Raw genomic sequence first — 20806 nt, 5'->3', positions numbered from 1 at the left:
AATTTTTTATTCAGCAAAATTTAATATATCTAATATTTTTTTCTTTGATTCTATGAATTGATTACTTTCTCTTTTTCTATTTCTTTCAATATCTATATTGACGATCTCTTCAATTTGACCTGGATGTGGTGACATTACCACAACTCTATCACTCAGATATATTGCTTCTTCTACATCGTGAGTTACTAAAACCATAGTGTTTTTTCTTTCTTTCCATATTCTTAAAAGTTCATTTTGCATATGGATACGAGTGAAAGCATCTAACGCTCCTAGAGGTTCATCCAAAAGAAGAACTTTAGGATTATTAACCAATGCCCTTGCTATAGCAACACGTTGAGCCATTCCACCAGACAGCTGATGAGGATATGCCTTTTCAAATCCATCTAATTTTACAAGTTTTATATATTTAGGTATTTCATTTTTTCTTTCCTTATATATTTTTCTTGCTACTAGACCGGTTGCAATATTATCATGTACATTAAGCCACGGAAATAAGGTTGGATCTTGAAATACAAATCCTCTTTCATAACCAGGTCCGTCAATTTTTTCACCATCTAATTTTACGATGCCTTCTGTAGATTTTTGAAGTCCAGCTATTATTCTAAGTAAAGTTGATTTTCCGCATCCGCTTGGACCTACAATAGATACAAATTCTCCTGATTTAATACTTAAGTTTATATTTTTTAGAGCAACTGTATCATTATTGTTATGGTCAGTAAAATTACATCTTATATTTTCTATTTCTATATTGCCTAAATTGTTTACCATTTAATTAACCCTCTCTGCCATATTAATACTTTGTCTCTAACTTTAAATAGTAATGTTATAATTGTTGAGAATATTAGAGACATAACCACGAGACTAGCATATACTTTGCTGTATTCAGCCCATCCTTGTGCCCAGTTGATGTACCAGCCAAGTCCAGCTTTTACTCCTAGCATTTCAGCAACAATAAGTGTTACAAATGACATTCCAAGTCCCATGAAAAGACCTATAAAAATATTTGGTAGTGCTGCTGGGATGGCAACTTTAAATATAAGATATCTTTCTCCAGCACCAAGTGTTTGTGCAACCTCAAAGTATGACTTCCTAACATTTGCAACTCCTGAGCTTGTCATTACAGTTACAGGAAACCATACTGCAAGTGCTAATATGAAGATACTAGCTGTAAAGGTTGTTGGAAATATGGTCATAGCAATTGGAATCCAGGCAGTAGCTGGTATAGGTCCAATAATTTTTTGAAGTGGCGATAGCCAATAGTTTAATTTTTTATTCCATCCAATCATAACGCCAGTTATAAGCCCTAAAATTGCGCCAACAAGAAAACCAACTGCAAGTAGTCTTAAAGAGTAGAGTGCACTTACTAAAATCCTATTCCAATCAGTTATAATTGCATCAATTACTTGGCCAGGAGCTGGAAAGTACGGAAGCGGTAAAATTGCAAGCTTTGATGTTAGTATTTCCCAGAAAGATAGTATTAAAATTAAGACTGACATTATTGGAGCCTTTTCATTTAATTTGGTAAACACTTTTTTATTAATTAATGAAATTATATTTATAATTACAAATACTACTAAAAGTATTATAAGAAAAGGAATCCAAAATTTAGTTCCATATGCTGTAAGTCCATCAGGAACTAATTTACTTATACAAATAGCTATTATGGCTGATACTATCGGCATAATATTTTTTAAAATTGTTTTTTTCATTTATATCCCTCTTTTCAGTTTAAAAATAAAATTTTTAAGTCAATCAATATGTAAACATACTAAAATAATAAGAATAATAGGTATAAACAGCATGTTAACATTTTATTCACAATCTGTCAATTAAGTCATAAAATCAAATTAACTTATATTGAACTTTTTATAATAAAATTTTAAATTAAAACATAATATTCATATTAAATTGATAGGAAAATAACTGTAAAAATAATTAAATTTATACTAATGGACAAATTATTTATTATAGGACTGTCGCACTAAATATAAAAAATTGCAAACTAATTAAAGTGAAAAAAAGAGCATTAGTTTTATTGATGGTGTATTGAAATTAAATAAAATTTGTAGTAACATTTAAACTATAATTGAATACGGTGGTTTTAGGTATTTTTATTTAAAAGGGAAAGTGGTGAAAATCCGCTGCAGCCCCCGCTACTGTATACGGGAACAAATCCATAATTGCCACTGGCATTTTATATAATTTTAATTAGTAATTCATTAGTCGTTCTTATAAAATTTTGAAGTTTCTAAGAATTTTGTGAGAAATAAATAATTTACTTTAAAATTTATATAGCTGGGAAGGTTGGAGGAGAATGATCCGTGAGTCAGGAGACCTGCCTAAAATAACAGTATTGCCTCGGAGGGAGGTATAGTACTATGGTAAAGCGATGAGAAGCTTAATTTTAATGGATTAAAATATAAATTTGTATTGAAATACTTTACCATATATAAAAAGGCTCATTTTATATGAGTTTAGTTTTGTGTACGAAAACTCCGAGAATATCGGGGTTTTATTTTTTTGTTTTAGGAGGTTTGGTCAAGTATGAAAAAATTTAAGCAGTGCCTTGCTTCAATAGCACCTGCAGATGTAGAAAAAGAAAAATTAGCAATGAGAAGAATAGATAATTTATCTAAACCAATTGGAAGCTTAGGAACACTTGAAAATATAGTTTCAAGAATAACGGGGATAACAGGGAACTTTAATTACGAAATAAAAAAGAAAAATATCATAGTAATGTGTGCAGATAATGGAGTCGTAGAAGAAGGCGTAAGTACATGTCCTAAAAGCAGTACAGCAGTACTTACAAGTAATTTAACTACAGGTGATACTGGAGTTGTAATTTTATCTAAATTTACAAATACAGAAGTGACAGTTGTGGATATAGGTGTGGATGCGGTGTTCAACAATCCTAAGATTATAAATAAAAAAGTAGCCATGGGAACAAAGAATATTTCAAAGGGACCAGCTATGACTAGTGGACAAGCTATTCAGGCTATTGAAGCTGGTATAGAAATTGTGGACGAGCTTTGTAAAAATGGCTGTGCTATTTTTGGAACAGGTGAAATGGGTATAGGAAATACTACAACTAGCGCAGCAGTTTTAAGTGTGCTTTCAAGTTTATCTGTTGATACAGTAACAGGAAAAGGGGCAGGATTAACAGAAGAGCAATTTGAAAATAAGAAGAAGGTAATTAGAGAGGCCATTTTAGTAAATTCTCCAGATAAAAAGGATATTATAGATGTACTGTCAAAGGTCGGTGGTTTTGATATTGCGGGGTTATGTGGATGTTTTCTTGGTGCTGCAAAGAATAAAAAACCCATAGTAATAGATGGGTTTATATCTGCTGCCGCCGCTTTATGCGCTGTGAGGCTTAATAAATATTCTAAGGACTACATGTTTGCCTCACATTTGTCTGATGAACCTGGAGCAAAATACATGATGAGGGAAATTGGACTAGAACCAATGCTTAATTTACACATGAGACTTGGAGAAGGTTCTGGATGTCCACTTGCCTTTCAAATAATTGAAGCTGCCCTTTATACATTAAATAATATGCCTACCTTTGAAGAAGCCTCTATTAATTCAAAGGATTATGTGGATATAAGATGATAACTTTGGTTACAGGAGGAGCAAGGAGTGGAAAGAGCTCCTTTGCAGAAGGATTTTATAAAGACAAAAAAGATGTAGTGTATATTGCAACCTCAAGGGCAGAGGATGTTGAAATGAAAGAAAGAGTTAAAAAACATAAAAAATCACGACCTGATTATTGGAGAACTTATGAAGGAACCTATGATATAGCAAAGGCTGTTGAGAGAGAAGAAAATTATATTTTGGACTGTTTAACAGTACTTACCTCAAACGTTATGTTTGATATGTCAGGAACTTTGGAGAGAATAGACAGCGGGCTTGAAAAAGACATAGAAGATAGAATTGTAGAAATAATTGAGAATTTTGTTAAAAAAGCCAAAGATAGAAATGTTGTTATAGTAACAAATGAAGTTGGGAGTTCTATAGTTCCTGAAAATCATATAGCAAGGGTTTTTAGAGATATTGCAGGAAGGGTAAATCAAAGAGTTGCAGCACTTTGCAATGAAGTATATGTAGTTTTTTGTGGAGTGAGCCTTAAAATAAAATGATAAAGGGACTTATTGCAGCACTTCAGTTTTTAACTAGAATTCCCATAAATATACCTGTAGATTTTAACAGTAAAAATCTTTCAAAATCGACTTTTTTCTTTCCGTATGTAGGGATGCTAATAGGTTTAATTTCAGGGGCAGTAGGCCTATTTATGAACTTTATAGGCGGTAGTGAAGTAGGTGCAGCCTTTGTAGTTCTCTCTCTGGTTATTGTTACAGGAGGGCTTCACATAGATGGTCTTTCAGATACCTCTGATGGTTTTTTTTCAGCAAGGAAGAAAGATAGAATACTTGAAATAATGAAGGACAGCAGAACAGGCACCTTTGGAGTTATTGCTGTTGTTATGGATTTGCTGCTTAAATTTGTGATTATATCAAGGCTTAATTCATCAATATTTTTACCTGCTGTGGTACTAGCTTCGGGAAATGCTAGGCTTACAGTAGTTATGCTTATGAGCTATACAAAGAATGCTAGACCTGGTGGAATGGGAAGCATGTTTTCAGATGGAAAGCCAAAAAAATATTTTTGTTTTGGGCTTATAACTTATTTGGCGGTTTTAGTTTTTGCTTTTAGCTATAAATTTTTACTGCCTTTAGCAGCAGCTTTTACAGCGTCGGGACTTATAACTTTAAAAGCCTATAAAACTATAGGTGGACTTACGGGAGATGTGTATGGAGCAAATATAGAAATATGTGAAATAGTTAGTTTACTAGCTTTTATGGTGGTGCAGTCATGGATATAGTTTTTACGAGACATGGAAAATCAGAAGGAAATGAAAAAGAGGTATATCATGGAAGATTGGACTTGCCATTAACCTCCGAGGGAAAGAAGGAAGCTATCAAAGCAGCAAATTTAATTGAAAATATTCAATTCGATGAAGTCTATATAAGTTCACTTGAAAGAGCTAGGGAAACTGCAAAACTTCTTGGGTTAAGTGGAAAAAGCGATGATAGAATCTTGGAAAGAAATTTTGGAATTTTTGAAAATTTGAGCTATGACGAAATTTTGAAAGCTTATCCAAAAGAAGCACAAAAGTGGAATAATGATTTTGTAAATTACAGAATACCACAGGGTGAAAGTTTAAAGGATGTATATAAAAGGACCAAGGCTTTTATAAAAGATATGTCTTTAAAGAAAGGTAAAGTATTAGTAGTTACACATGATGGGGTTATAAGGTGTGCACTATCATCAGTTTTTAATGCTCCAGAATACTTTTTCAAATTTAAAATAGATTACTTAAAATTAACACAGCTTTCAATAGAAGAAGGTTACAGCTATATAAAAGCCGTAAATTCTATAAATGTATATTAAATGGAGGCAAAAAATGCCAAAGAAACTTAAAGATAAAAAGCTCATAGAGGATTGTTATTTAGAGAAACCTATGAGAAAAGGATATTTAAAAAAGGACCCTTCAGTGCCTAAAAATAAAGAAGAACTTTTTAAAATGATAAATGGAGGACAGAAAATTGAAAAGAGCTGTACTAGTTGTTAGTTTTGGAACAACCTATGAAGACACCAGAAAGCTTACTATAGAAGCTGTAGAAAATAGGATAAAAAATGAATACAGTGACTATGAGGTTAGAAGAGCATTTACTTCTAAAGTTGTCATAAAGGTACTTAAAAATAGAGATGGAATATTTGTTGATACACCGCAGGGGGCTCTTAAAAAGCTCTATAGGGAGGGATATGAAAAAGTATTTATTCAACCACTCCATTTAATTCCTGGAAGTGAATATAACAATTTAAAATCAATAGTTGAAGAATTTCAGGGAAAAGAATTGTTTAATGAAATTGACCTCGGGACTCCTGCTATATATAAACGTGAAGATTATGAATTGTTAATAGAAGCAGTAAAGGACCTTATAGAGAAAAATAAAACCTTAGTCTTTATGGGACATGGGTCTTATCACTACTCAAATGCATGTTATTCAGAGCTTCAAATGTCTTTAATAGACAGAGGCTACAAAAATGTATTCATAGGTACAGTAGAAGGGTATCCATCTATAGAAAATGTTATGAAATGGATTGAAGAAAACAACATAAAAGAGGTAACTCTTGCTCCTTTTATGTTAGTTGCTGGCAATCATGCAAAAAATGATATGTGTGGAGAGAATGAAAACTCCTGGAAAAGCATTTTAGAAAAGGCCGGTATAAAAGTTAATATTTATTTTCATGGCCTTGGAGAAAATCTTAAATTTCAGGAAATATACTTAAAGCATTTAAAGGAAATTATAGGATAGGTTGGTGATGAAATGTCAGGTATAATGGTACAGGGTACGGCCTCCTCTGTGGGAAAAAGTCTTATTTCAGCTGCCCTTTGCAGAATTTTTTATAAAGCTGGTTACAAAGTATGTCCATTTAAATCTCAAAATATGTCCCTTAATTCTTATGTTACTATGGAAGGACTTGAAATGGGACGAGCTCAAGTACTTCAGGCTGAAGCTGCTGGAATTGAGCCGGCAGCATATATGAATCCAATTCTTTTAAAACCAACCTCTGATAGGAAAAGTCAAGTTATTATAAATGGAAGGCCATATAAAACTATGGATGCAGTAGAGTATTTTGAATTTAAAACTACGTTAAAAAGTATGATAAAGGAGACTTACAGAAAAATTGAAAAGAAATTTGATTTTGTGGTTATAGAAGGTGCAGGTAGTCCAGCTGAAATAAATTTAAAGGATAATGACATTGTAAACATGGGCATGGCAGAAATTGCAGATGCTTCTGTGATTTTAGTTGCTGATATAGATAAAGGCGGAGTTTTTGCAGCTATATATGGGACTGTGATGCTTTTGGAAAAAAGTGAAAGGGAAAGAATTAAGGGAATAATAATAAATAAATTCAGAGGTGACAAGGCTATTCTTCAAAATGGAGTTGATATGATAGAAAAGCTTGTAAATATTCCTGTGGTTGGAATAATTCCTTATATGAATGTGAAGCTTGATGAGGAGGATGGAGCCTCAGAAATAAAAAGTGCTGTAGGTGGAGAAGTGCAAATATCAGTTATAAAGCTCCCAAGGATATCAAATTTTACGGATTTTGATGCTTTTAAATTTGATGAGGATGTGACAATAAACTTTATAACTTCGCCGATTGAAATAGGAGATGCAGACATGCTTATAATACCAGGAAGTAAAAATACCATAGAAGATTTAAGATGGCTAAAAGCTTCAGGCTTCGATGTGGCAATTAAAACCTTTAAAGGTATTGTATTTGGTATATGCGGTGGTTATCAAATTATGGGAAGTAGGATAATAGATGTTGAAGGCTGGGAAGTTGAAAGAGGAGAAGTTGAAGAGGGACTTTCAATTTTTGATACAGAAACTCGTTTTGAAGGGGAGAAGATAACTAAAAATGTTGAAGGTATGGCTTTGGACTGTAAGGTATATGGCTATGAAATACATTCAGGGAGAACAAGTGAGAATAAAAATCCTTTTGTAAATGTAAAAAATAACACTGGAGAGACGGCTAATTATTTTGATGGTGATATGGCAGCTGATAAATACTATGGAACCTATCTTCATGGGATATTTGATTCAAATGAATTTAGAGGAAAAATATTAAATGAAATTAGGAAGATAAAAAATATAAAAGAAAAAACAAGTTTGGATTTAAGAGAAAAAAGAGAAGAAGAATTAAATAAACTTGAAAAAATTGTACGAGAAAACATTGACATTGAATATATATACAAGCTTTTAGGAGAACAGATATGATAGATTTTTTATTGGCAGTAATATTAGATTTTTGTATTGGAGATCCGTATTTTCTTCCACATCCTATAAAACTTATGGGAAATGTAATAAGCTTTGAAGAAAAAAAGGTGAGAAGTACAGCAAAAAATAATAATATGATGGAGCTTCTTGGAGGAATTGTAGTTATCATAAATTTGTTTTTAGCTTTCTTAATTCCTTTTTTAATGCTTAAAGTTTTGAAAAGCTACAGTTTAATCTATCATATTGTAAATACATATTTTTTATATACGTGTATTGCAGCAGGTTGTCTTCAAAGAGAGGGGATGAAGGTAGCTAAGGCATTTGAAAAGGGAATAGAAGAGGCTAGATATAGGCTTTCCTTTATTGTAGGACGTGAAACTGGAAATTTAAGTGAAAGTGAAATAATAAGAGCAGATGTAGAGACAGTAGCGGAAAACACCTCTGATGGAGTTATAGCTCCAATGCTTTACGCAGCAATTGGAGGAGCACCTTTGGCTTTTTTATATAAAATGGTGAATACTATGGACTCTATGCTTGGGTACAAAAATGAAAAATATCTTTACATAGGGCATTTTCCAGCTAAAGCGGATGATGTTTTTAACTTCATACCAGCAAGGCTTACTGGAGTTTTGATGTGTTTTGGCTCTGTACTTAGATTTGATGTTTTAAATGGTTTAAAAGTTATGATAAGAGATAGAAAAAATCACAAAAGTCCAAATTGCGCTTATCCAGAAGGAGCGGCGGCAGGGCTTCTTGGAGTTCAGCTTGGAGGAAACAATGTCTATTTTGGTGAAATTATGAGGAAACCTAAAATAGGAGATAAGAAAAGAGAACTTGAACTTTTGGATATCAAAAAAACTATAGAAATAATGTATAGGGCAGAAATTTTATTTACAGCAGTGTACTTTATTGTATTAGGTGGTGTGTTTAATGTTTCATGGTGGTGATACCTTCACTTATAAAGATGAATTTCAGGGAAAAATAATTGATTACAGCAGTAATATAAATCCAATGGGGCCGCCTAAGGCACTTAAAATTGAGCTTTTAAAGGCTTATGATGAACTTGCATATTATCCAGATATTCAATATAGAGAACTTAGAAAAAATATCTCTAAATATCTAAAGTGCGATTATGAAGAAGTAATAATAGGCAGTGGGGCTATGGAAATCATAAGTAATATGTGTCTTTTGTTTGATAGAATTGCGGTCTTTGTTCCTTGCTTTGGAGAATACATTAAAAGACCTAAAATTTTAGGTAAAGAGGTTGTAAGGTTTAAATTTAATGAAGAATTTAAAGTAGATTGCGGAGAACTTGAAAAAAGTCTAATAAAAGGTGATTTGCTTATTTTGGGTAATCCTAACAACCCTACAGGTTTAAGAATAGAAAGGGAGGTCCTTTTAGAAATCTATAAGCTTGCTTATGAAAAAGGAGCATTTCTTCTTTTGGACGAAGCCTTTTATGAATTTTGTCCAGAAGATTATGATAGCATTGAGCTTTTTAGAGGAAAAGAAAAAGTGTGTATAGTAAGGGCGGCAACTAAGTTTTTTGGTCTTCCTGGTATACGTCTTGGCTATGCGCATGTAAGTGAAAGCTTTAGAAAAAAATATAAAGAAATAGAAAGCCCCTGGAGCGTAAATTCATATGCAAATGCAGCAGGAAGAATAATATTTAAGGATAAAGCCTATATTAAAGAAACCAAAGAGGAGACAGAGAGAGAAAGGAACTATATGCTGCATGAACTTTCAGATATAAATTGGCTGAAACCTTTTAAAAGCCATACGAATTTTATATTGATAAAGCTTTTAAGTGGAGATGAGGATGAAGTGTTTAGTAAGCTCATTTCAAAAGGCTTTATGATTAGAAAGGCCTCAAGCTTTGAAGGACTTGATAAAACGTATATAAGGCTCGCAGTAAAGGACAGAAAAAGCAATGAAGGTTTAATAAAGGCTCTAAAGGAGATAAAAGTATGAAAGGTATTATGATTACAGCGCCAGGCAGCGGCAGCGGGAAGACAATGATAACGCTTGGAATAACAAGAAGGCTCTTGAATATGGGAGTTGATGTATGCGGTTTTAAAATAGGACCAGATTATATAGATACTGCATATTTAAAGTTAGCCTCAAAAAAGGATGCTGGTAATCTGGATATTCACCTTCAAGGTAGAGTTGGAATGAAAACCTCTCTTTCCATGGCAGAAGGAGAAGCTGCAGTTATAGAAGGTGCTATGGGGTATTTTGATGGGATCTACAACACCTTTGACAATTCAAGTTATGACATGACAAAAGAAATTAAAGTAAATGCAGTGCTTGTATACACGCCAAAAGGTGAAATGTTTTCTGCTGTTCCTAAAATAAAGGGAATGGCGGAATTTGAAAATTCAACTATTAAAGCTGTGATTTTAAATAAAACTCCTGAAAAAATTTATAAAATGTTAAAGCCGCAAATAGAAAAATATACGGACTTAAAGGTGCTTGGTTATATACCTAAAATAGATGATGTGGAAATAAAAAGCAGGCATTTAGGGCTTGTACAAAGCATAGAAGTAGAGGATTTAGAAGAGAAGATAAGTATTATGGAAGGCATAGTAGAGAAGAATATAGATATAGAGCTTTTGCTTAAACTTATGAAAAAGATAGAAATTGAAAAGAAAATTGACTGCGTTTATAAGTCAGATATAAAAGTTGCAGTGGCTTTGGATAAGGCATTTTCTTTTTATTATAATGAAAATTTAAAGCTTCTTGAGAGCTACTGTAAGGTTGAGTATTTTTCACCTTTGAGTGATAGAAAGCTTCCGGACTGTGACTTGTTATATCTTGGAGGAGGCTATCCGGAGATTTTTAGAAAAGAACTTTCTTTAAATAAAGCTATGTTAGGTGATGTAAAAAGCTATGCACAAAGGGGTGGATGCATTTATGCTGAGTGTGGAGGTTTTATGTACCTAATGGGTTACATAGAGGAAAGCAAATTGGTAGGCATTTTTAAGGGGAAAAGCAGTCTAACAAATTCACTTCAAAGATTCGGTTATATAAATGTTGAACTAAAGGAAAGCTGCATGCTTGGAGAAAAAGGAGATACACTAACAGCCCATGAATTTCACAAATCAGTGACGGAAATAAACGAAAAGGCTGTGTTTAATATAAAAAAGACAATGGGAAGTGAGGATTGGGAATGTGGCTACCGATATAAAAATGTTCTTGCAGGGTATCCACACATAAGTTTCTTAGGTAATATGAAGGCTTTTAACAATATGCTTAAATTTGTAGAAAATGCAAAAAGGGAGGGAGAATTGTGTATATAAAAAATCCAGCGTTAATAGAGAAAGTGAGCATGGAAATAATAGATGAAGAGATAAAGAGAAGCAGTTTTAAAGAAGAGGAACTTCCCATCGTAAAAAGGATGATTCATACCACAGGGGATTTTGATTATAAAAATATAATTGATTTTAAAGGTGAAGCTGTAAAAGTTGGAGTGGAGCTTTTAAAAAGTGGAAATAAAATTTTTACGGATACTAGAATGGTTTGGTCTGGAATAAATAAAAAGGCATTAAAGAAGTCTAATTCTGAACTTTTATGCTATATAGATGATGAAAAAACTTCAAAAATGGCAAAGGACATGGAAACTACAAGGTCATCAGTTTGCGTAGATATTGCTGTATTAGAGAAAGCAGAAATTTTTGTGGTTGGAAATGCTCCAACTGCGCTTTTTAGGCTTGGAGAGCTTATAACTGAAGATAGAGCAAAACCTAAACTCATAATTGGAGTGCCTGTTGGTTTTGTTGGAGCAGCAGAAGCAAAAGAATATATAAGAAATTTTGATGTGCCAAGTATAACTACAATAGGAACAAAAGGAGGAAGTAATGTAGCAGCTTCTGTAGTAAATGCACTCTTGTACATGGCGGTAGGAAGATGAAAGAATTTTATGTTGTAAAGGAAGGAAAAAGGCTTAGATGTGGCTATACTACTGGAAGCTGTAGTTCTGCAGCAGCTAAGGCGGCTGTAATTATGCTCATAGAAGGAAAAACAATAAAGAGTATCAAAATAGATACACCAGCTAATATACCTCTTGACCTTCAAGTTATGAAGCCTGTAATAAATAATTATTATGCAGAGTGCTGTATAGTAAAGGACAGTGGAGATGATCCGGATGTAACTGATGGAATAGAAATTTACGCAAGAGTTTCAAAGCGCTCTGATAATTTAATTGTCATAGATGGAGGAGAAGGTATAGGAAGAATTAAAAGAAAAGGTCTTTTTGGAAAAATAGGACAAGCTGCTATAAATCCCGTTCCAAGGAAAATGATAGAGGAGGAAATAAGAAAGGTAACGGATAAAGGTTTTGATGTTCTTATATATGCACCAATGGGAAAAATAATTTCTGAGAAAACCTTCAACAAAAATATAGGTATTGAAGGTGGAATATCTATAATAGGAACTTCTGGAATAGTGGAACCAATGTCTGAAAAGGCACTTTTAGATACAATATATCTTGAAATAGAGACTATATTTAATGATGGCTTTCATGAAATAATTTTATATCCAGGAAATTATGGAGAAAAAATGGTGAAGGCTTTAAAATTTAAAGGCAGAGGCGTTAAAATTTCAAATTATGTGGGAGATGCTCTTCTTTATTGTGTTTATAAGGGCTTTAAAAATATAACTCTTATTGGTCATATTGGAAAGTTCTCAAAGCTTTCTATTGGAGTTTTTAATACCCACAGCAAGGTTTGTGATGTTAGAATGGAAGCCTTTGTTTATTATCTTGCTCTTAGGGGAGCAAAATTAGAAGTTTTGAAGAAAGTCAAGAATTGCATTACCACAGAGGAAGCTCTTGAAGTAGTTTATAAACATGGCTATAAAATTGCGATAGAGGATATGAAAAAGGGAATCGAAGACAGACTGCGTGGTTACATAAAAAATGAAGAAGTAAAATTAAAGATATATATGTATTCAATGAAATATGGGGTGCTTTGATTATGATAAGAGTTATTGGAATGGGACCTGGAAATATAAAGTACCTACCAACTTATGCCTTTGAAATAATAAAAAATTCAAAATGTTTGGCTGCTTTTGGGAGATTTTCGAGGGACATAGAAAAGCTTGGTTTAGAGGTTAAATGCATAGAAAATGTTGGTGAGATTTTAAATATTGCTAAAGAAGCTAGAAATTTAGATATATTAGCTTCTGGAGATCCTTTATTTTTTGGAATAGTTGATTATTTAAAAAGGAATGGTGTAATAATAGATGAAATTATACCGGGCATATCCTCTTTTCAATATATGATGGCAAAGCTTCAAAAAAACTGGCAGAATTTTAAGCTCATGAGCTTTCATGGTAGGGAAGAAAATTTAGAGAAGATATTAAAGAAAGGAACCTTTATTATACTGACGGATGAAAAAAATACTCCTAAGGATATATCAAGCAAGCTTTATGCTTTAGGTGTGAGAGGAAAAATTTATGCGGGGTTTAACCTGTCTTACGATGATGAAAAAATAATAATCAGGAGTATTGGAGATGAGATTGAGGACGTTTCAAAGCTTTCTGTGGTGGTGGTAGAAAATGAAGTGGATTAAAGATGAGGAATTTTTAAGAGGAAAGGTTCCTATGACAAAATTTGAAGTTAGAATAGCAGCACTTGCAGTAATGGAGATATGTCAAGAAGATATTTTAGTTGATATAGGAGCAGGGACAGGTTCTATATCCATTCAAGCAGCGCTTTTTGGATCTAAGGTTTATGCTGTAGAGCAAAATGAAGAAGGAGTAAATTTGATTAAAGAAAATAACTTGAAATTTAATACAGAAATTAAAGTTATAGAAGGAAAAGCTCCAGAAAAGCTTTCGGAGGTAAGAAAATTTAACAAGGTATTTATAGGAGGAAGCAAGGGAAATTTAAAAGAAATTCTTAGTTATGTAAATGGGCATATAGAAAAAGGTGGAATTGTAGCAGCAAATTTTATAACTATGAATAACTTAAATACTTTTTTAAATTTTATAAGAGAAAATAGTTATGAAGATATAGTGGTAAAGTTAATTCAAGTATCATATATGGACAGGATGGGGCTTTTGAAGGCGAATAATCCTGTATTTTTAGTTAGGGGGAAAAAGCCGTGAAGAAAATATATGGAGTAGGAGTTGGACCAGGAGATAGAGAACTTATAACACTTAAAGGTTACAGGCTTATAAGAGAAGCTGAAGTTATATTTGTGCCCAAAAGTAAAGGAGTAAGTACAGCACTTAAAATTGCAGAGGAATTTGTTTCAGATAAAAAAATAATAGAATTAGAATTTTCAATGGGAGAAGACAATAGCGAAAGCTACAAAAAAGCAGTAGAAATAATAAAAGAAACTTTAGGTGAAGTAGGAATATTTTTAACTCTAGGTGATCCAATGGTTTATAGTACCTTCATATATCTTTTAAGAGAGCTTGATAAAATTGGAATTTATGCAGAGTCTATACCAGGAATAACCTCCTTTGGAGCAGCTTCAAATAGAACTAAAATTCCAATAGCAGTTAAAGGAGATAATTTTTATCTTTGTGATGGAAAAATTGATGAAGATATATTGGAAAAAAGCGACAGCATAGCGATACTTAAAACCTATAGAGATAAAGAAAAAATAATTTCAAAACTTGAAGAAAATAACTTTGAATATGCTTATGTAAAACGCTGTACTACAGAAAATGAAGCTATTTTATATGAAAAAGATAAAATTTTGGTAGATAAAGATTATTTGTCATTAATAGTTGGAAGGAGAAAAAGTAATGGTTAGTTTTATAGGAGCAGGTCCAGGAGATGTGGATTTAATAACTGTTAAAGGTAGAGAAAAGCTTGAAACTGCCGATGTAGTAATATATGCTGGTTCTCTTGTGGCAAAAGAGCATATGAATTTTTGTAAAGCAGAGGCAGAAATATTCAATAGTGCAAAAATGACACTTGAAGAGGTTATTGAAGTTATGAGGAAAGCTGATGCCTTGGGTAAAAAAGTTGTACGTCTTCATACAGGAGACCCAAGCATATATGGAGCTATAAAGGAGCAGATGGATAAACTTGCATATCTTGGAATTCAATTTGAGGTGGTGCCGGGAGTCAGTTCCTTTACAGCTAGTGCAGCAGCGATAAAAGGAGAATTTACACTGCCAGGAGTAAGTCAAACCGTTATAATAACAAGACTTGAAGGGAGAACTCAGGTACCAACCAGTGAAAGCTTGGAGCTTCTTGCAGCACATAAGACATCAATGGCGATATTTTTATCTGCACAAAGCATTGAAAGTGTAGTAGAAAAGCTGAAAATAGGATATGAAAGAGAAGATGTGCCAGTTGCAGTTGTGTACAAGGCAACCTGGAAAGAGGAAAAGATAATAATTGGAATTCTTTATGATATAGTGGATAAGGTTAAAAAAGCACAAATTAAAAATTTTGCCCAAATTCTTGTAGGAGATTTTATAAATGCGAATTATTATAGATCAAAGCTTTATGATCCTACCTTTACTCATGGCTTTAGAGAGGCTTCAAAATGAAAATTGCAGTTATTTTTTTTACGGATAAAGGAGAAAAAATTGCAATTAAAATAAAAAAAGCTATGGAGAACGCTGTAATTTTTAAAGGTAAAACTGATATTAAAGATATTTTTGATGGATTTCAAGGAATAGTTTTTATATCAGCTGCAGGTATAGCTGTCAGACTTATTGCGCCATATATAAAATCTAAAACAGAGGATCCAGCTGTTGTGGTTATAGATGATATTGGCAGATTTTCAATAAGTCTTTTATCTGGACATTTAGGTGGTGCAAATGAACTTGCTCTTAAAATTTCAAAATTGATAAATGCTGAGGCGATAATAACGACAGCCTCGGACGGTAGAGGGATAGAAGCTCCAGATATTTTTGCAAAAAGATGTGGATTTTTAATTGAAGACATGGAAGCTTTAAAGAAATTAACCTCGATCATGGTTAATTGCGGAGCTATAGCTTTTAAGTCTGAAATGAAAAAAATGATAAATTACAGCAATATAGTGAAAGAAAATTATGATGGAGCTTTATATGTTACATCAAAGGAAAGAGTAGAGGAAGAAAAGCCATATTGTATTTTGAGACCTAAAAATTTGGTGGTTGGTGTAGGCTGCAAAAGGGGAAAGCCCATGGAGGAGATTTTAAGTTTGATAACCCAAATTTTTAATGATAATAACTTGAGTATGAAATCTATTGGGGCTATATGCAGCATGGATGTAAAGAAAAATGAAAAAGGGATAATTGATTTATGCAGTCAGCTTAAATGTGATTTTAAAACCTTTTCTATGGAAGAGATTAAAGCTGTTGAAGATAAATTTGACAAAAGTGATTTTGTGGCAGCTAAGGTTGGAGTTTCATCTGTTTGTGAGCCGGCAGCATATCTTGGCAGTGGAAAAATAATAGTTAAAAAAACTGCGCAAAAGGGAATTACAATTGCGGTTGGAAGGAGAGAAGAGCTATGGCAAAGCTTTATGTGATAGGAATAGGTCCAGGAAGTATAGAACATATGACTTTGATGGCATTAAAGGCAATAAAAAAATCACAGATTGTCGTTGGATATAGTTTTTATATAGATATTTTAAAGGATATACTTGAGGAAAAGAAGGTAATAAGTACAGGTATGAGAGAAGAGATTGAAAGGTGTAAAATTGCCATTGAAAAGGTTCGTGAAGGCTTTGACACTTCTATAATAAGCACAGGTGATGCAGGGCTCTATGGTATGGCAGGACCAATCTTGGAACTTGCTTCTGGAATTGAGGTAGAAGTAATTCCTGGGGTTACCAGTTCTTTTGCAGCAGCTTCAGAAATTGGTGCACCAATAATGCATGATTTTTGTACCATAAGTTTAAGTGATCTGTTAACGCCTTGTGAACTAATAGAAAAAAGAATAGAGTGCGCGGCAAAAGGTGATTTTGTAATAGCAATCTACAATCCAAGAAGCAAGGGACGTGAAGATTATTTAAAAAATGCAGTAGGTATAATTATGAAGTATAAAGATGCTGATACTCCTGTGGGAATAGTTAAAAATGCAGGAAGAGAAGGCAGGAAAAAGCTTATAACTACTCTTTCAAATATAAATTATGATTTTGTGGATATGAAAACCGTGGTTATTATAGGAAACAAAGAAACCTACATTAAAAATGGAAAAATTATAACTCCGAGAGGCTATAAAATATGATTTGGATAATTGGAGGAACTTCTGAAGCTGTTGAATTCGTAAAAAGGATAAGAGATAAGGAAAAATATGTAGTCACAGCGGCAACAGTGTCTGAAAGAGAATTTTTGGAGGATGAGCATTTAATAATAGGCAGAATGGATGAAAAGTCTATGGAGAAATTTATAACAGGTTACTCTATAGATACAGTTTTAGATATGTCTCATCCTTATGCTGTTGAGGTTACTAAAAATGCAAAAGAGGCTTCTAAAAAGTGCAAGGTAAAATACAAAAGGTATGAAAGACCTAAGACAAAAGTCAAATATAAAAATTGCATTTATGTAAATTCAGTGGAAGCTTGTATGGAATATTTGAAAAGCCTTGGAAAAATAAAAGGCAGTGTGTTTTTTACCACTGGCTCTAAAAATATAAAGGATTTTGAAACTATACGAGGTAATAATAGATTTATTTACAGAGTGCTTCCAGCAGTGGAAAGTATTAAGTTTTGCAGAGAAAGCAAGGTTAAAATGAAGGATATTATTGCAGTACTTGGGCCTTTTAGTGAAGAAATTAACATGGCTTTATTTAAGGAATATGCTGCAAAAATTGTAGTCATGAAGGACAGTGGGAAGCTAGGTGGAACAGTAGAAAAGTTAGAGGCTTGCAGGAAGCTTGATATTACTGGAATTGTAATTGAAAGATAAATAGAAAAATTTTTTCGCAATTGTTTATGATGGTGATTTATGTGATATATAGCAGTTTTTCTAATACATTATTTTATTAATTTTTTGTTGGAAAAAGACATAGTCTGTGTTTCTTCATAGAGTTTACACAGACCATGTTGTATTCTTGCAAGCTAATAATTAGGACGACAGTTTTTTTCTAAATTTTACTCAAGCTTCAATATGCATTTTTGGAAGGGAGACATATTAATAATTAATTTATTAGCTTCTAAATAATAGTTTGTATTATTATATAAATCCATCACTTTAGTGCCAGCAATATTTAGAACAATGCTTTTTTTAGCAGCGTTATTATTAAAAATATTTATTATATTCTCATCTGTTGTGAACCTTTTATATGCATAAACGTTGTCGCTTGCATATATAGTTTTGAATTCACCGTACTTTAAAGCGGCACTATTCTTTCTAATAGATATAAGTTTTTTATAATAATTAAAAAGTTCTTTATTTCCATTTTTAAAATCGATGGTTCTTCTGGAGTCAGGATCATTACCACCTGTTAATCCTAATTCATCCCCATAGTATACCATTGGTATTCCAATAGAAGTCATTTGAAAGAATACAGCCATTTTCAATGACTCTATATTTTCACCTGCTTCATAAAGAAATCTGCTAGTATCATGGCTGCCAATAAGATTTAGCATCTGGTTTCTTATTGGTTTTCTATATCGTGCAAAAAGGTTATTTATATATGCATCAAATTCATTTATAGTGAAAGAGTTTTTAGCAAAATAATTTATTAAAGCATACATGAAAGGATAGTTCATTACAGAATCATACTGATCTCCATTGAGATAACTTTCAGCACCGTCCCATGCCTCGCCTATTATGAAGGCGTCTGGTTTAACACTTTTGATTTCTTCTCTAAATCTTCTCCAAAATTTATGGTCTATTTCATTGGCAACATCTAATCTCCAGCCATCAATATGAAATTCTTTGATCCAATATTTTGCTACGTTTATAGCATACTCTGCTGCTTCACTGCAAGCAGTATTAAACTTAGGCATATTTTTTGAAGAACCAAAGCACTCGTAGTTATTTTTATCCTTAAAGAGATACCAATTATAGTATTTAGAATTACTTCCTTTTTCGAGTACATCTTTAAAGGCAAAAAATTGATTGCTTGTATGATTGAACACAGCATCAAGAATAATTTTAATGTCTTTTTTATGACACTCATCTATTAAAGTTTTTAAGGTCTCTTTGTCACCAAAGCTTTTATCAATAGTATAGTAGTCAACAGTGTCATATTTATGATTGCTTGGTGATGAAAATATTGGGGTTAGATATATGCAATTAACACCTAATTTTTCAAGATAATCAAGTTTGTTTAATATTCCCTTAAGATTCCCACCATAAATATCGTTTGCTGTAGGTAGTTTGTACCAACTTTCATCAATTCCATCCTTGTAAAATCTATCTACAAATATTTCATATACTATCATATCTTTCCAATAATTATATCCCTTGTATATGTCTGCTTTACATATATATGCGAACATAAACAGCTGATTTCGCTCTTTTGGAGGATTATTTAAGAACCTTCCTTGAGAATATATAACTTTTTCTTTACCAGATATAAGTTCGAAGTAATATCCTATTTTATTAAAGGAAGGGGTAATTTGAACTTCATAATAATCATACAAGTCATCAGTATAAGTAACATCCATTTCTTTTTTATACATTGTTATTTCTTTGACTGGCTCATATCGATCGCCATAGTATAAATTAACTTCATCCATATCACCTTTTTTAACTCTTATTTTTAAGATCAATGAATATTTGCCTATACTGTAGGCAAACGTGCTGTCACTCATGTGTAAAATTGCTTCTTTTAACATGTTTATTCCTCCTTATTAAGATGTTATTTTAAGCTCCAACTTCTATTTTGTGTTGTCAATATATTCTTGTTCTTTAAACTTAATCGTTTAAGTACATATTTTTAAGCAGATTTTACTCTGCTTGCAGTATGAGATATCTATTTCCCCTGTACTTTTGTTCTAAAAGTTCCTTCATTAATTCCACGGATTTTTCTGCTTTATTTAATATATTAAATTCAAGCAAGTTTATATCTTCAGGCAAAAAGTATGAGTCACCACACGTAGATATAACTGTAAGGTTTTTGTAATCAACATATCTTTCAGCTAGTAAGGCAACATATTCACTTATTACTATTCCCTTATTATCTTTCCTTGTTTTAAGAAAATTTTTTATACCTTCTTTAGATTCCATTATATATAAATTATGCTTTTTTTTATTGAAAGTATTAATTATGGAGTCCATAACTTTAGTACTATTAAATTTTTCAGTTATGAGATAAGCTTCTTTATCATTAATGTCTTCTAAGGCTTTATTTATAGTATACTGAAAATTTGGTAAAATTTTGTAAAATAGATTATCTTCTATAATACTATCTAGAATTATTATTGGAACGGTAAAATTATTAGAAATTTTATAGAAAAATTTTTCATCAACGTCAATAACAAAAACAGCTTCAAGTTCTCTTTGCAAAATAATATTTAAATTTGGTTTATCTGAAGGAACATTAGTTATAAGTAAATGATAGCCTTGTTTATTAAGCAGTCTTTCAAGGGTATTTATATAACTACTGTAAAAGTTTTTTTTCCATGGTCCTTCGGTTTTATAATCTCGTACAACTATAACACCGATAAGTCCAGATTTTTTATTAACTAGAGAACGAGCATTTAAATTTGGAACATAGTTAAGTTCTTTTGCTATTTTAAATATTTTTTCTTTTGTTTCATCATTAATTTTTTCTTTTTCATTATTATTTAGTACATAAGACACAGTAGCTAAAGATACGTCTGCGCGTATTGCAATATCTTTCATAGTAACTTTTTTCATTTTTATCCCACCTGATGATACCTATTTTTATTACTTAAGCGTTTAAGTTAATTCCATTATAGCAGGTTCAATTTAATTTGTAAATATTTTCATAGAAATGTATTAATTAATTATGATTGAAAAGTGATAATGTCTTAGTGTACCACATTTGATTATGTCCTCAAAAACAAAATTTATAGTATAATAAA

Annotated in this window: 23 protein-coding genes and 1 riboswitch; of the genes, 19 read left to right on the top strand and 4 right to left on the bottom strand. The window is 32.2% G+C overall.

Annotation, left to right across the window (positions count from 1 at the left end):
• Positions 1-6: 6 nt before the first annotated feature.
• Positions 7-768: an ABC transporter ATP-binding protein gene (locus LQK79_RS17855; protein ID WP_231017374.1), complete on the bottom strand. Its 762-nt coding sequence runs from the start codon at positions 766-768 to the stop codon at positions 7-9.
• Positions 762-1709, bottom strand: a complete 948-nt coding sequence (locus tag LQK79_RS17850; RefSeq protein WP_231017373.1) for an ABC transporter permease — start codon at positions 1707-1709, stop codon at positions 762-764. The genes LQK79_RS17855 and LQK79_RS17850 overlap by 7 nt, the downstream gene beginning before the upstream one ends.
• 377 nt (positions 1710-2086) lie before the next feature.
• Positions 2087-2357: riboswitch (cobalamin riboswitch) on the top strand.
• 187 nt (positions 2358-2544) lie between these two features.
• Here LQK79_RS17850 and cobT point away from each other — a divergent pair.
• The 19 genes from cobT to cobK are packed head-to-tail and all read left to right on the top strand — an operon-like array spanning position 2545 to position 17714.
• Complete coding sequence (cobT, locus tag LQK79_RS17845; RefSeq protein WP_231017372.1) at positions 2545-3612, top strand: nicotinate-nucleotide--dimethylbenzimidazole phosphoribosyltransferase; 1068 nt, start codon at positions 2545-2547, stop codon at positions 3610-3612.
• Entirely contained in the window at positions 3609-4139 is a 531-nt protein-coding gene (cobU, locus tag LQK79_RS17840; RefSeq protein ID WP_053242326.1) for a bifunctional adenosylcobinamide kinase/adenosylcobinamide-phosphate guanylyltransferase, read from the top strand. The genes cobT and cobU overlap by 4 nt, the downstream gene beginning before the upstream one ends.
• On the top strand, positions 4136-4882 hold the full coding sequence (cobS, locus tag LQK79_RS17835) for an adenosylcobinamide-GDP ribazoletransferase (protein ID WP_231017371.1): 747 nt from the start codon (positions 4136-4138) through the stop codon (positions 4880-4882). The genes cobU and cobS overlap by 4 nt, the downstream gene beginning before the upstream one ends.
• Positions 4873-5451 (top strand): histidine phosphatase family protein, encoded by a 579-nt coding sequence (locus LQK79_RS17830; protein WP_053242329.1) that lies wholly within the window; start codon positions 4873-4875, stop codon positions 5449-5451. Before cobS ends, LQK79_RS17830 begins: the two co-directional genes overlap by 10 nt.
• A gap of 13 nt (positions 5452-5464) precedes the next feature.
• Complete coding sequence (locus tag LQK79_RS17825; RefSeq protein ID WP_157055746.1) at positions 5465-5632, top strand: hypothetical protein; 168 nt, start codon at positions 5465-5467, stop codon at positions 5630-5632.
• On the top strand, positions 5607-6380 hold the full coding sequence (locus tag LQK79_RS17820; RefSeq protein ID WP_053242330.1) for a sirohydrochlorin cobaltochelatase: 774 nt from the start codon (positions 5607-5609) through the stop codon (positions 6378-6380). Before LQK79_RS17825 ends, LQK79_RS17820 begins: the two co-directional genes overlap by 26 nt.
• Positions 6381-6392: 12 nt before the next feature.
• On the top strand, positions 6393-7853 hold the full coding sequence (locus LQK79_RS17815) for a cobyric acid synthase (RefSeq protein ID WP_231017370.1): 1461 nt from the start codon (positions 6393-6395) through the stop codon (positions 7851-7853).
• Positions 7850-8800, top strand: coding sequence for an adenosylcobinamide-phosphate synthase CbiB (gene cbiB / locus LQK79_RS17810; RefSeq protein ID WP_231017369.1), 951 nt, complete (start codon positions 7850-7852; stop codon positions 8798-8800). The genes LQK79_RS17815 and cbiB overlap by 4 nt, the downstream gene beginning before the upstream one ends.
• A complete protein-coding gene (locus LQK79_RS17805; protein WP_231017368.1) occupies positions 8784-9824 on the top strand; it encodes a pyridoxal phosphate-dependent aminotransferase in 1041 nt (346 codons plus the stop codon). Before cbiB ends, LQK79_RS17805 begins: the two co-directional genes overlap by 17 nt.
• On the top strand, positions 9821-11152 hold the full coding sequence (locus LQK79_RS17800; RefSeq protein ID WP_231017367.1) for a cobyrinate a,c-diamide synthase: 1332 nt from the start codon (positions 9821-9823) through the stop codon (positions 11150-11152). The genes LQK79_RS17805 and LQK79_RS17800 overlap by 4 nt, the downstream gene beginning before the upstream one ends.
• On the top strand, positions 11140-11763 hold the full coding sequence (locus tag LQK79_RS17795) for a precorrin-8X methylmutase (RefSeq protein WP_231017381.1): 624 nt from the start codon (positions 11140-11142) through the stop codon (positions 11761-11763). The genes LQK79_RS17800 and LQK79_RS17795 overlap by 13 nt, the downstream gene beginning before the upstream one ends.
• Positions 11760-12824 (top strand): cobalt-precorrin-5B (C(1))-methyltransferase CbiD, encoded by a 1065-nt coding sequence (cbiD, locus tag LQK79_RS17790; protein ID WP_231017366.1) that lies wholly within the window; start codon positions 11760-11762, stop codon positions 12822-12824. The genes LQK79_RS17795 and cbiD overlap by 4 nt, the downstream gene beginning before the upstream one ends.
• Before the next feature lie 2 nt (positions 12825-12826).
• Positions 12827-13423 (top strand): precorrin-6y C5,15-methyltransferase (decarboxylating) subunit CbiE, encoded by a 597-nt coding sequence (gene cbiE, locus LQK79_RS17785; protein ID WP_231017365.1) that lies wholly within the window; start codon positions 12827-12829, stop codon positions 13421-13423.
• On the top strand, positions 13410-13961 hold the full coding sequence (cbiT, locus tag LQK79_RS17780) for a precorrin-6Y C5,15-methyltransferase (decarboxylating) subunit CbiT (RefSeq protein WP_231017364.1): 552 nt from the start codon (positions 13410-13412) through the stop codon (positions 13959-13961). The genes cbiE and cbiT overlap by 14 nt, the downstream gene beginning before the upstream one ends.
• Positions 13958-14617 (top strand): precorrin-2 C(20)-methyltransferase, encoded by a 660-nt coding sequence (locus LQK79_RS17775; protein WP_231017363.1) that lies wholly within the window; start codon positions 13958-13960, stop codon positions 14615-14617. The genes cbiT and LQK79_RS17775 overlap by 4 nt, the downstream gene beginning before the upstream one ends.
• A complete protein-coding gene (gene cobM / locus LQK79_RS17770) occupies positions 14610-15365 on the top strand; it encodes a precorrin-4 C(11)-methyltransferase (protein ID WP_053242338.1) in 756 nt (251 codons plus the stop codon). The genes LQK79_RS17775 and cobM overlap by 8 nt, the downstream gene beginning before the upstream one ends.
• Positions 15362-16333: a cobalt-precorrin 5A hydrolase gene (cbiG, locus tag LQK79_RS17765; RefSeq protein ID WP_231017362.1), complete on the top strand. Its 972-nt coding sequence runs from the start codon at positions 15362-15364 to the stop codon at positions 16331-16333. Before cobM ends, cbiG begins: the two co-directional genes overlap by 4 nt.
• Positions 16315-17034 (top strand): precorrin-3B C(17)-methyltransferase, encoded by a 720-nt coding sequence (cobJ, locus tag LQK79_RS17760; RefSeq protein ID WP_053242340.1) that lies wholly within the window; start codon positions 16315-16317, stop codon positions 17032-17034. Before cbiG ends, cobJ begins: the two co-directional genes overlap by 19 nt.
• Positions 17031-17714, top strand: coding sequence for a precorrin-6A reductase (gene cobK, locus LQK79_RS17755; protein ID WP_053242341.1), 684 nt, complete (start codon positions 17031-17033; stop codon positions 17712-17714). The genes cobJ and cobK overlap by 4 nt, the downstream gene beginning before the upstream one ends.
• 185 nt (positions 17715-17899) lie before the next feature.
• Here cobK and LQK79_RS17750 read toward each other — a convergent pair whose 3' ends face one another.
• Together LQK79_RS17750 and LQK79_RS17745 are read right to left on the bottom strand one after the other, a co-directional pair.
• Positions 17900-19594 carry a glycoside hydrolase family 13 protein gene (locus LQK79_RS17750; RefSeq protein WP_231017361.1) on the bottom strand — a complete coding sequence of 565 codons (1695 nt, stop codon included), beginning with the start codon at positions 19592-19594 and terminating at the stop codon, positions 17900-17902.
• A gap of 112 nt (positions 19595-19706) precedes the next feature.
• Positions 19707-20618 (bottom strand): LacI family DNA-binding transcriptional regulator, encoded by a 912-nt coding sequence (locus tag LQK79_RS17745; protein WP_231017360.1) that lies wholly within the window; start codon positions 20616-20618, stop codon positions 19707-19709.
• Between the last annotated feature and the right edge of the window lie 188 nt (positions 20619-20806).

Source organism: Clostridium guangxiense (genome assembly GCF_021043395.1).
Lineage (GTDB): Bacteria > Bacillota > Clostridia > Clostridiales > Clostridiaceae > Clostridium_S > Clostridium_S guangxiense.
This window is presented reverse-complemented; position numbering and strand designations above follow the sequence as displayed.

Excerpts from the sequence above, each read along its gene's own strand:
- LQK79_RS17850 (WP_231017373.1), bottom strand. The coding sequence starts at position 1,709 with ATGAAAAAAACAATTTTAAAAAATATTATGCCGATAGTATCAGCCATA.
- cobT (WP_231017372.1), top strand. The coding sequence starts at position 2,545 with ATGAAAAAATTTAAGCAGTGCCTTGCTTCAATAGCACCTGCAGATGTA.
- LQK79_RS17830 (WP_053242329.1), top strand. The coding sequence starts at position 4,873 with ATGGATATAGTTTTTACGAGACATGGAAAATCAGAAGGAAATGAAAAA.
- cbiT (WP_231017364.1), top strand. The coding sequence starts at position 13,410 with ATGAAGTGGATTAAAGATGAGGAATTTTTAAGAGGAAAGGTTCCTATG.
- cobJ (WP_053242340.1), top strand. The coding sequence starts at position 16,315 with ATGGCAAAGCTTTATGTGATAGGAATAGGTCCAGGAAGTATAGAACAT.
- cobK (WP_053242341.1), top strand. The coding sequence starts at position 17,031 with ATGATTTGGATAATTGGAGGAACTTCTGAAGCTGTTGAATTCGTAAAA.
- LQK79_RS17745 (WP_231017360.1), bottom strand. The coding sequence starts at position 20,618 with ATGAAAAAAGTTACTATGAAAGATATTGCAATACGCGCAGACGTATCT.
- cobM (WP_053242338.1), top strand. The coding sequence starts at position 14,610 with ATGGTTAGTTTTATAGGAGCAGGTCCAGGAGATGTGGATTTAATAACT.
- LQK79_RS17800 (WP_231017367.1), top strand. The coding sequence starts at position 9,821 with ATGAAAGGTATTATGATTACAGCGCCAGGCAGCGGCAGCGGGAAGACA.
- LQK79_RS17805 (WP_231017368.1), top strand. The coding sequence starts at position 8,784 with ATGTTTCATGGTGGTGATACCTTCACTTATAAAGATGAATTTCAGGGA.
- cbiE (WP_231017365.1), top strand. The coding sequence starts at position 12,827 with ATGATAAGAGTTATTGGAATGGGACCTGGAAATATAAAGTACCTACCA.
- cobS (WP_231017371.1), top strand. The coding sequence starts at position 4,136 with ATGATAAAGGGACTTATTGCAGCACTTCAGTTTTTAACTAGAATTCCC.
- LQK79_RS17815 (WP_231017370.1), top strand. The coding sequence starts at position 6,393 with ATGTCAGGTATAATGGTACAGGGTACGGCCTCCTCTGTGGGAAAAAGT.
- cbiG (WP_231017362.1), top strand. The coding sequence starts at position 15,362 with ATGAAAATTGCAGTTATTTTTTTTACGGATAAAGGAGAAAAAATTGCA.
- cobU (WP_053242326.1), top strand. The coding sequence starts at position 3,609 with ATGATAACTTTGGTTACAGGAGGAGCAAGGAGTGGAAAGAGCTCCTTT.
- cbiD (WP_231017366.1), top strand. The coding sequence starts at position 11,760 with ATGAAAGAATTTTATGTTGTAAAGGAAGGAAAAAGGCTTAGATGTGGC.
- cbiB (WP_231017369.1), top strand. The coding sequence starts at position 7,850 with ATGATAGATTTTTTATTGGCAGTAATATTAGATTTTTGTATTGGAGAT.
- LQK79_RS17825 (WP_157055746.1), top strand. The coding sequence starts at position 5,465 with ATGCCAAAGAAACTTAAAGATAAAAAGCTCATAGAGGATTGTTATTTA.
- LQK79_RS17855 (WP_231017374.1), bottom strand. The coding sequence starts at position 768 with ATGGTAAACAATTTAGGCAATATAGAAATAGAAAATATAAGATGTAAT.
- LQK79_RS17750 (WP_231017361.1), bottom strand. The coding sequence starts at position 19,594 with ATGTTAAAAGAAGCAATTTTACACATGAGTGACAGCACGTTTGCCTAC.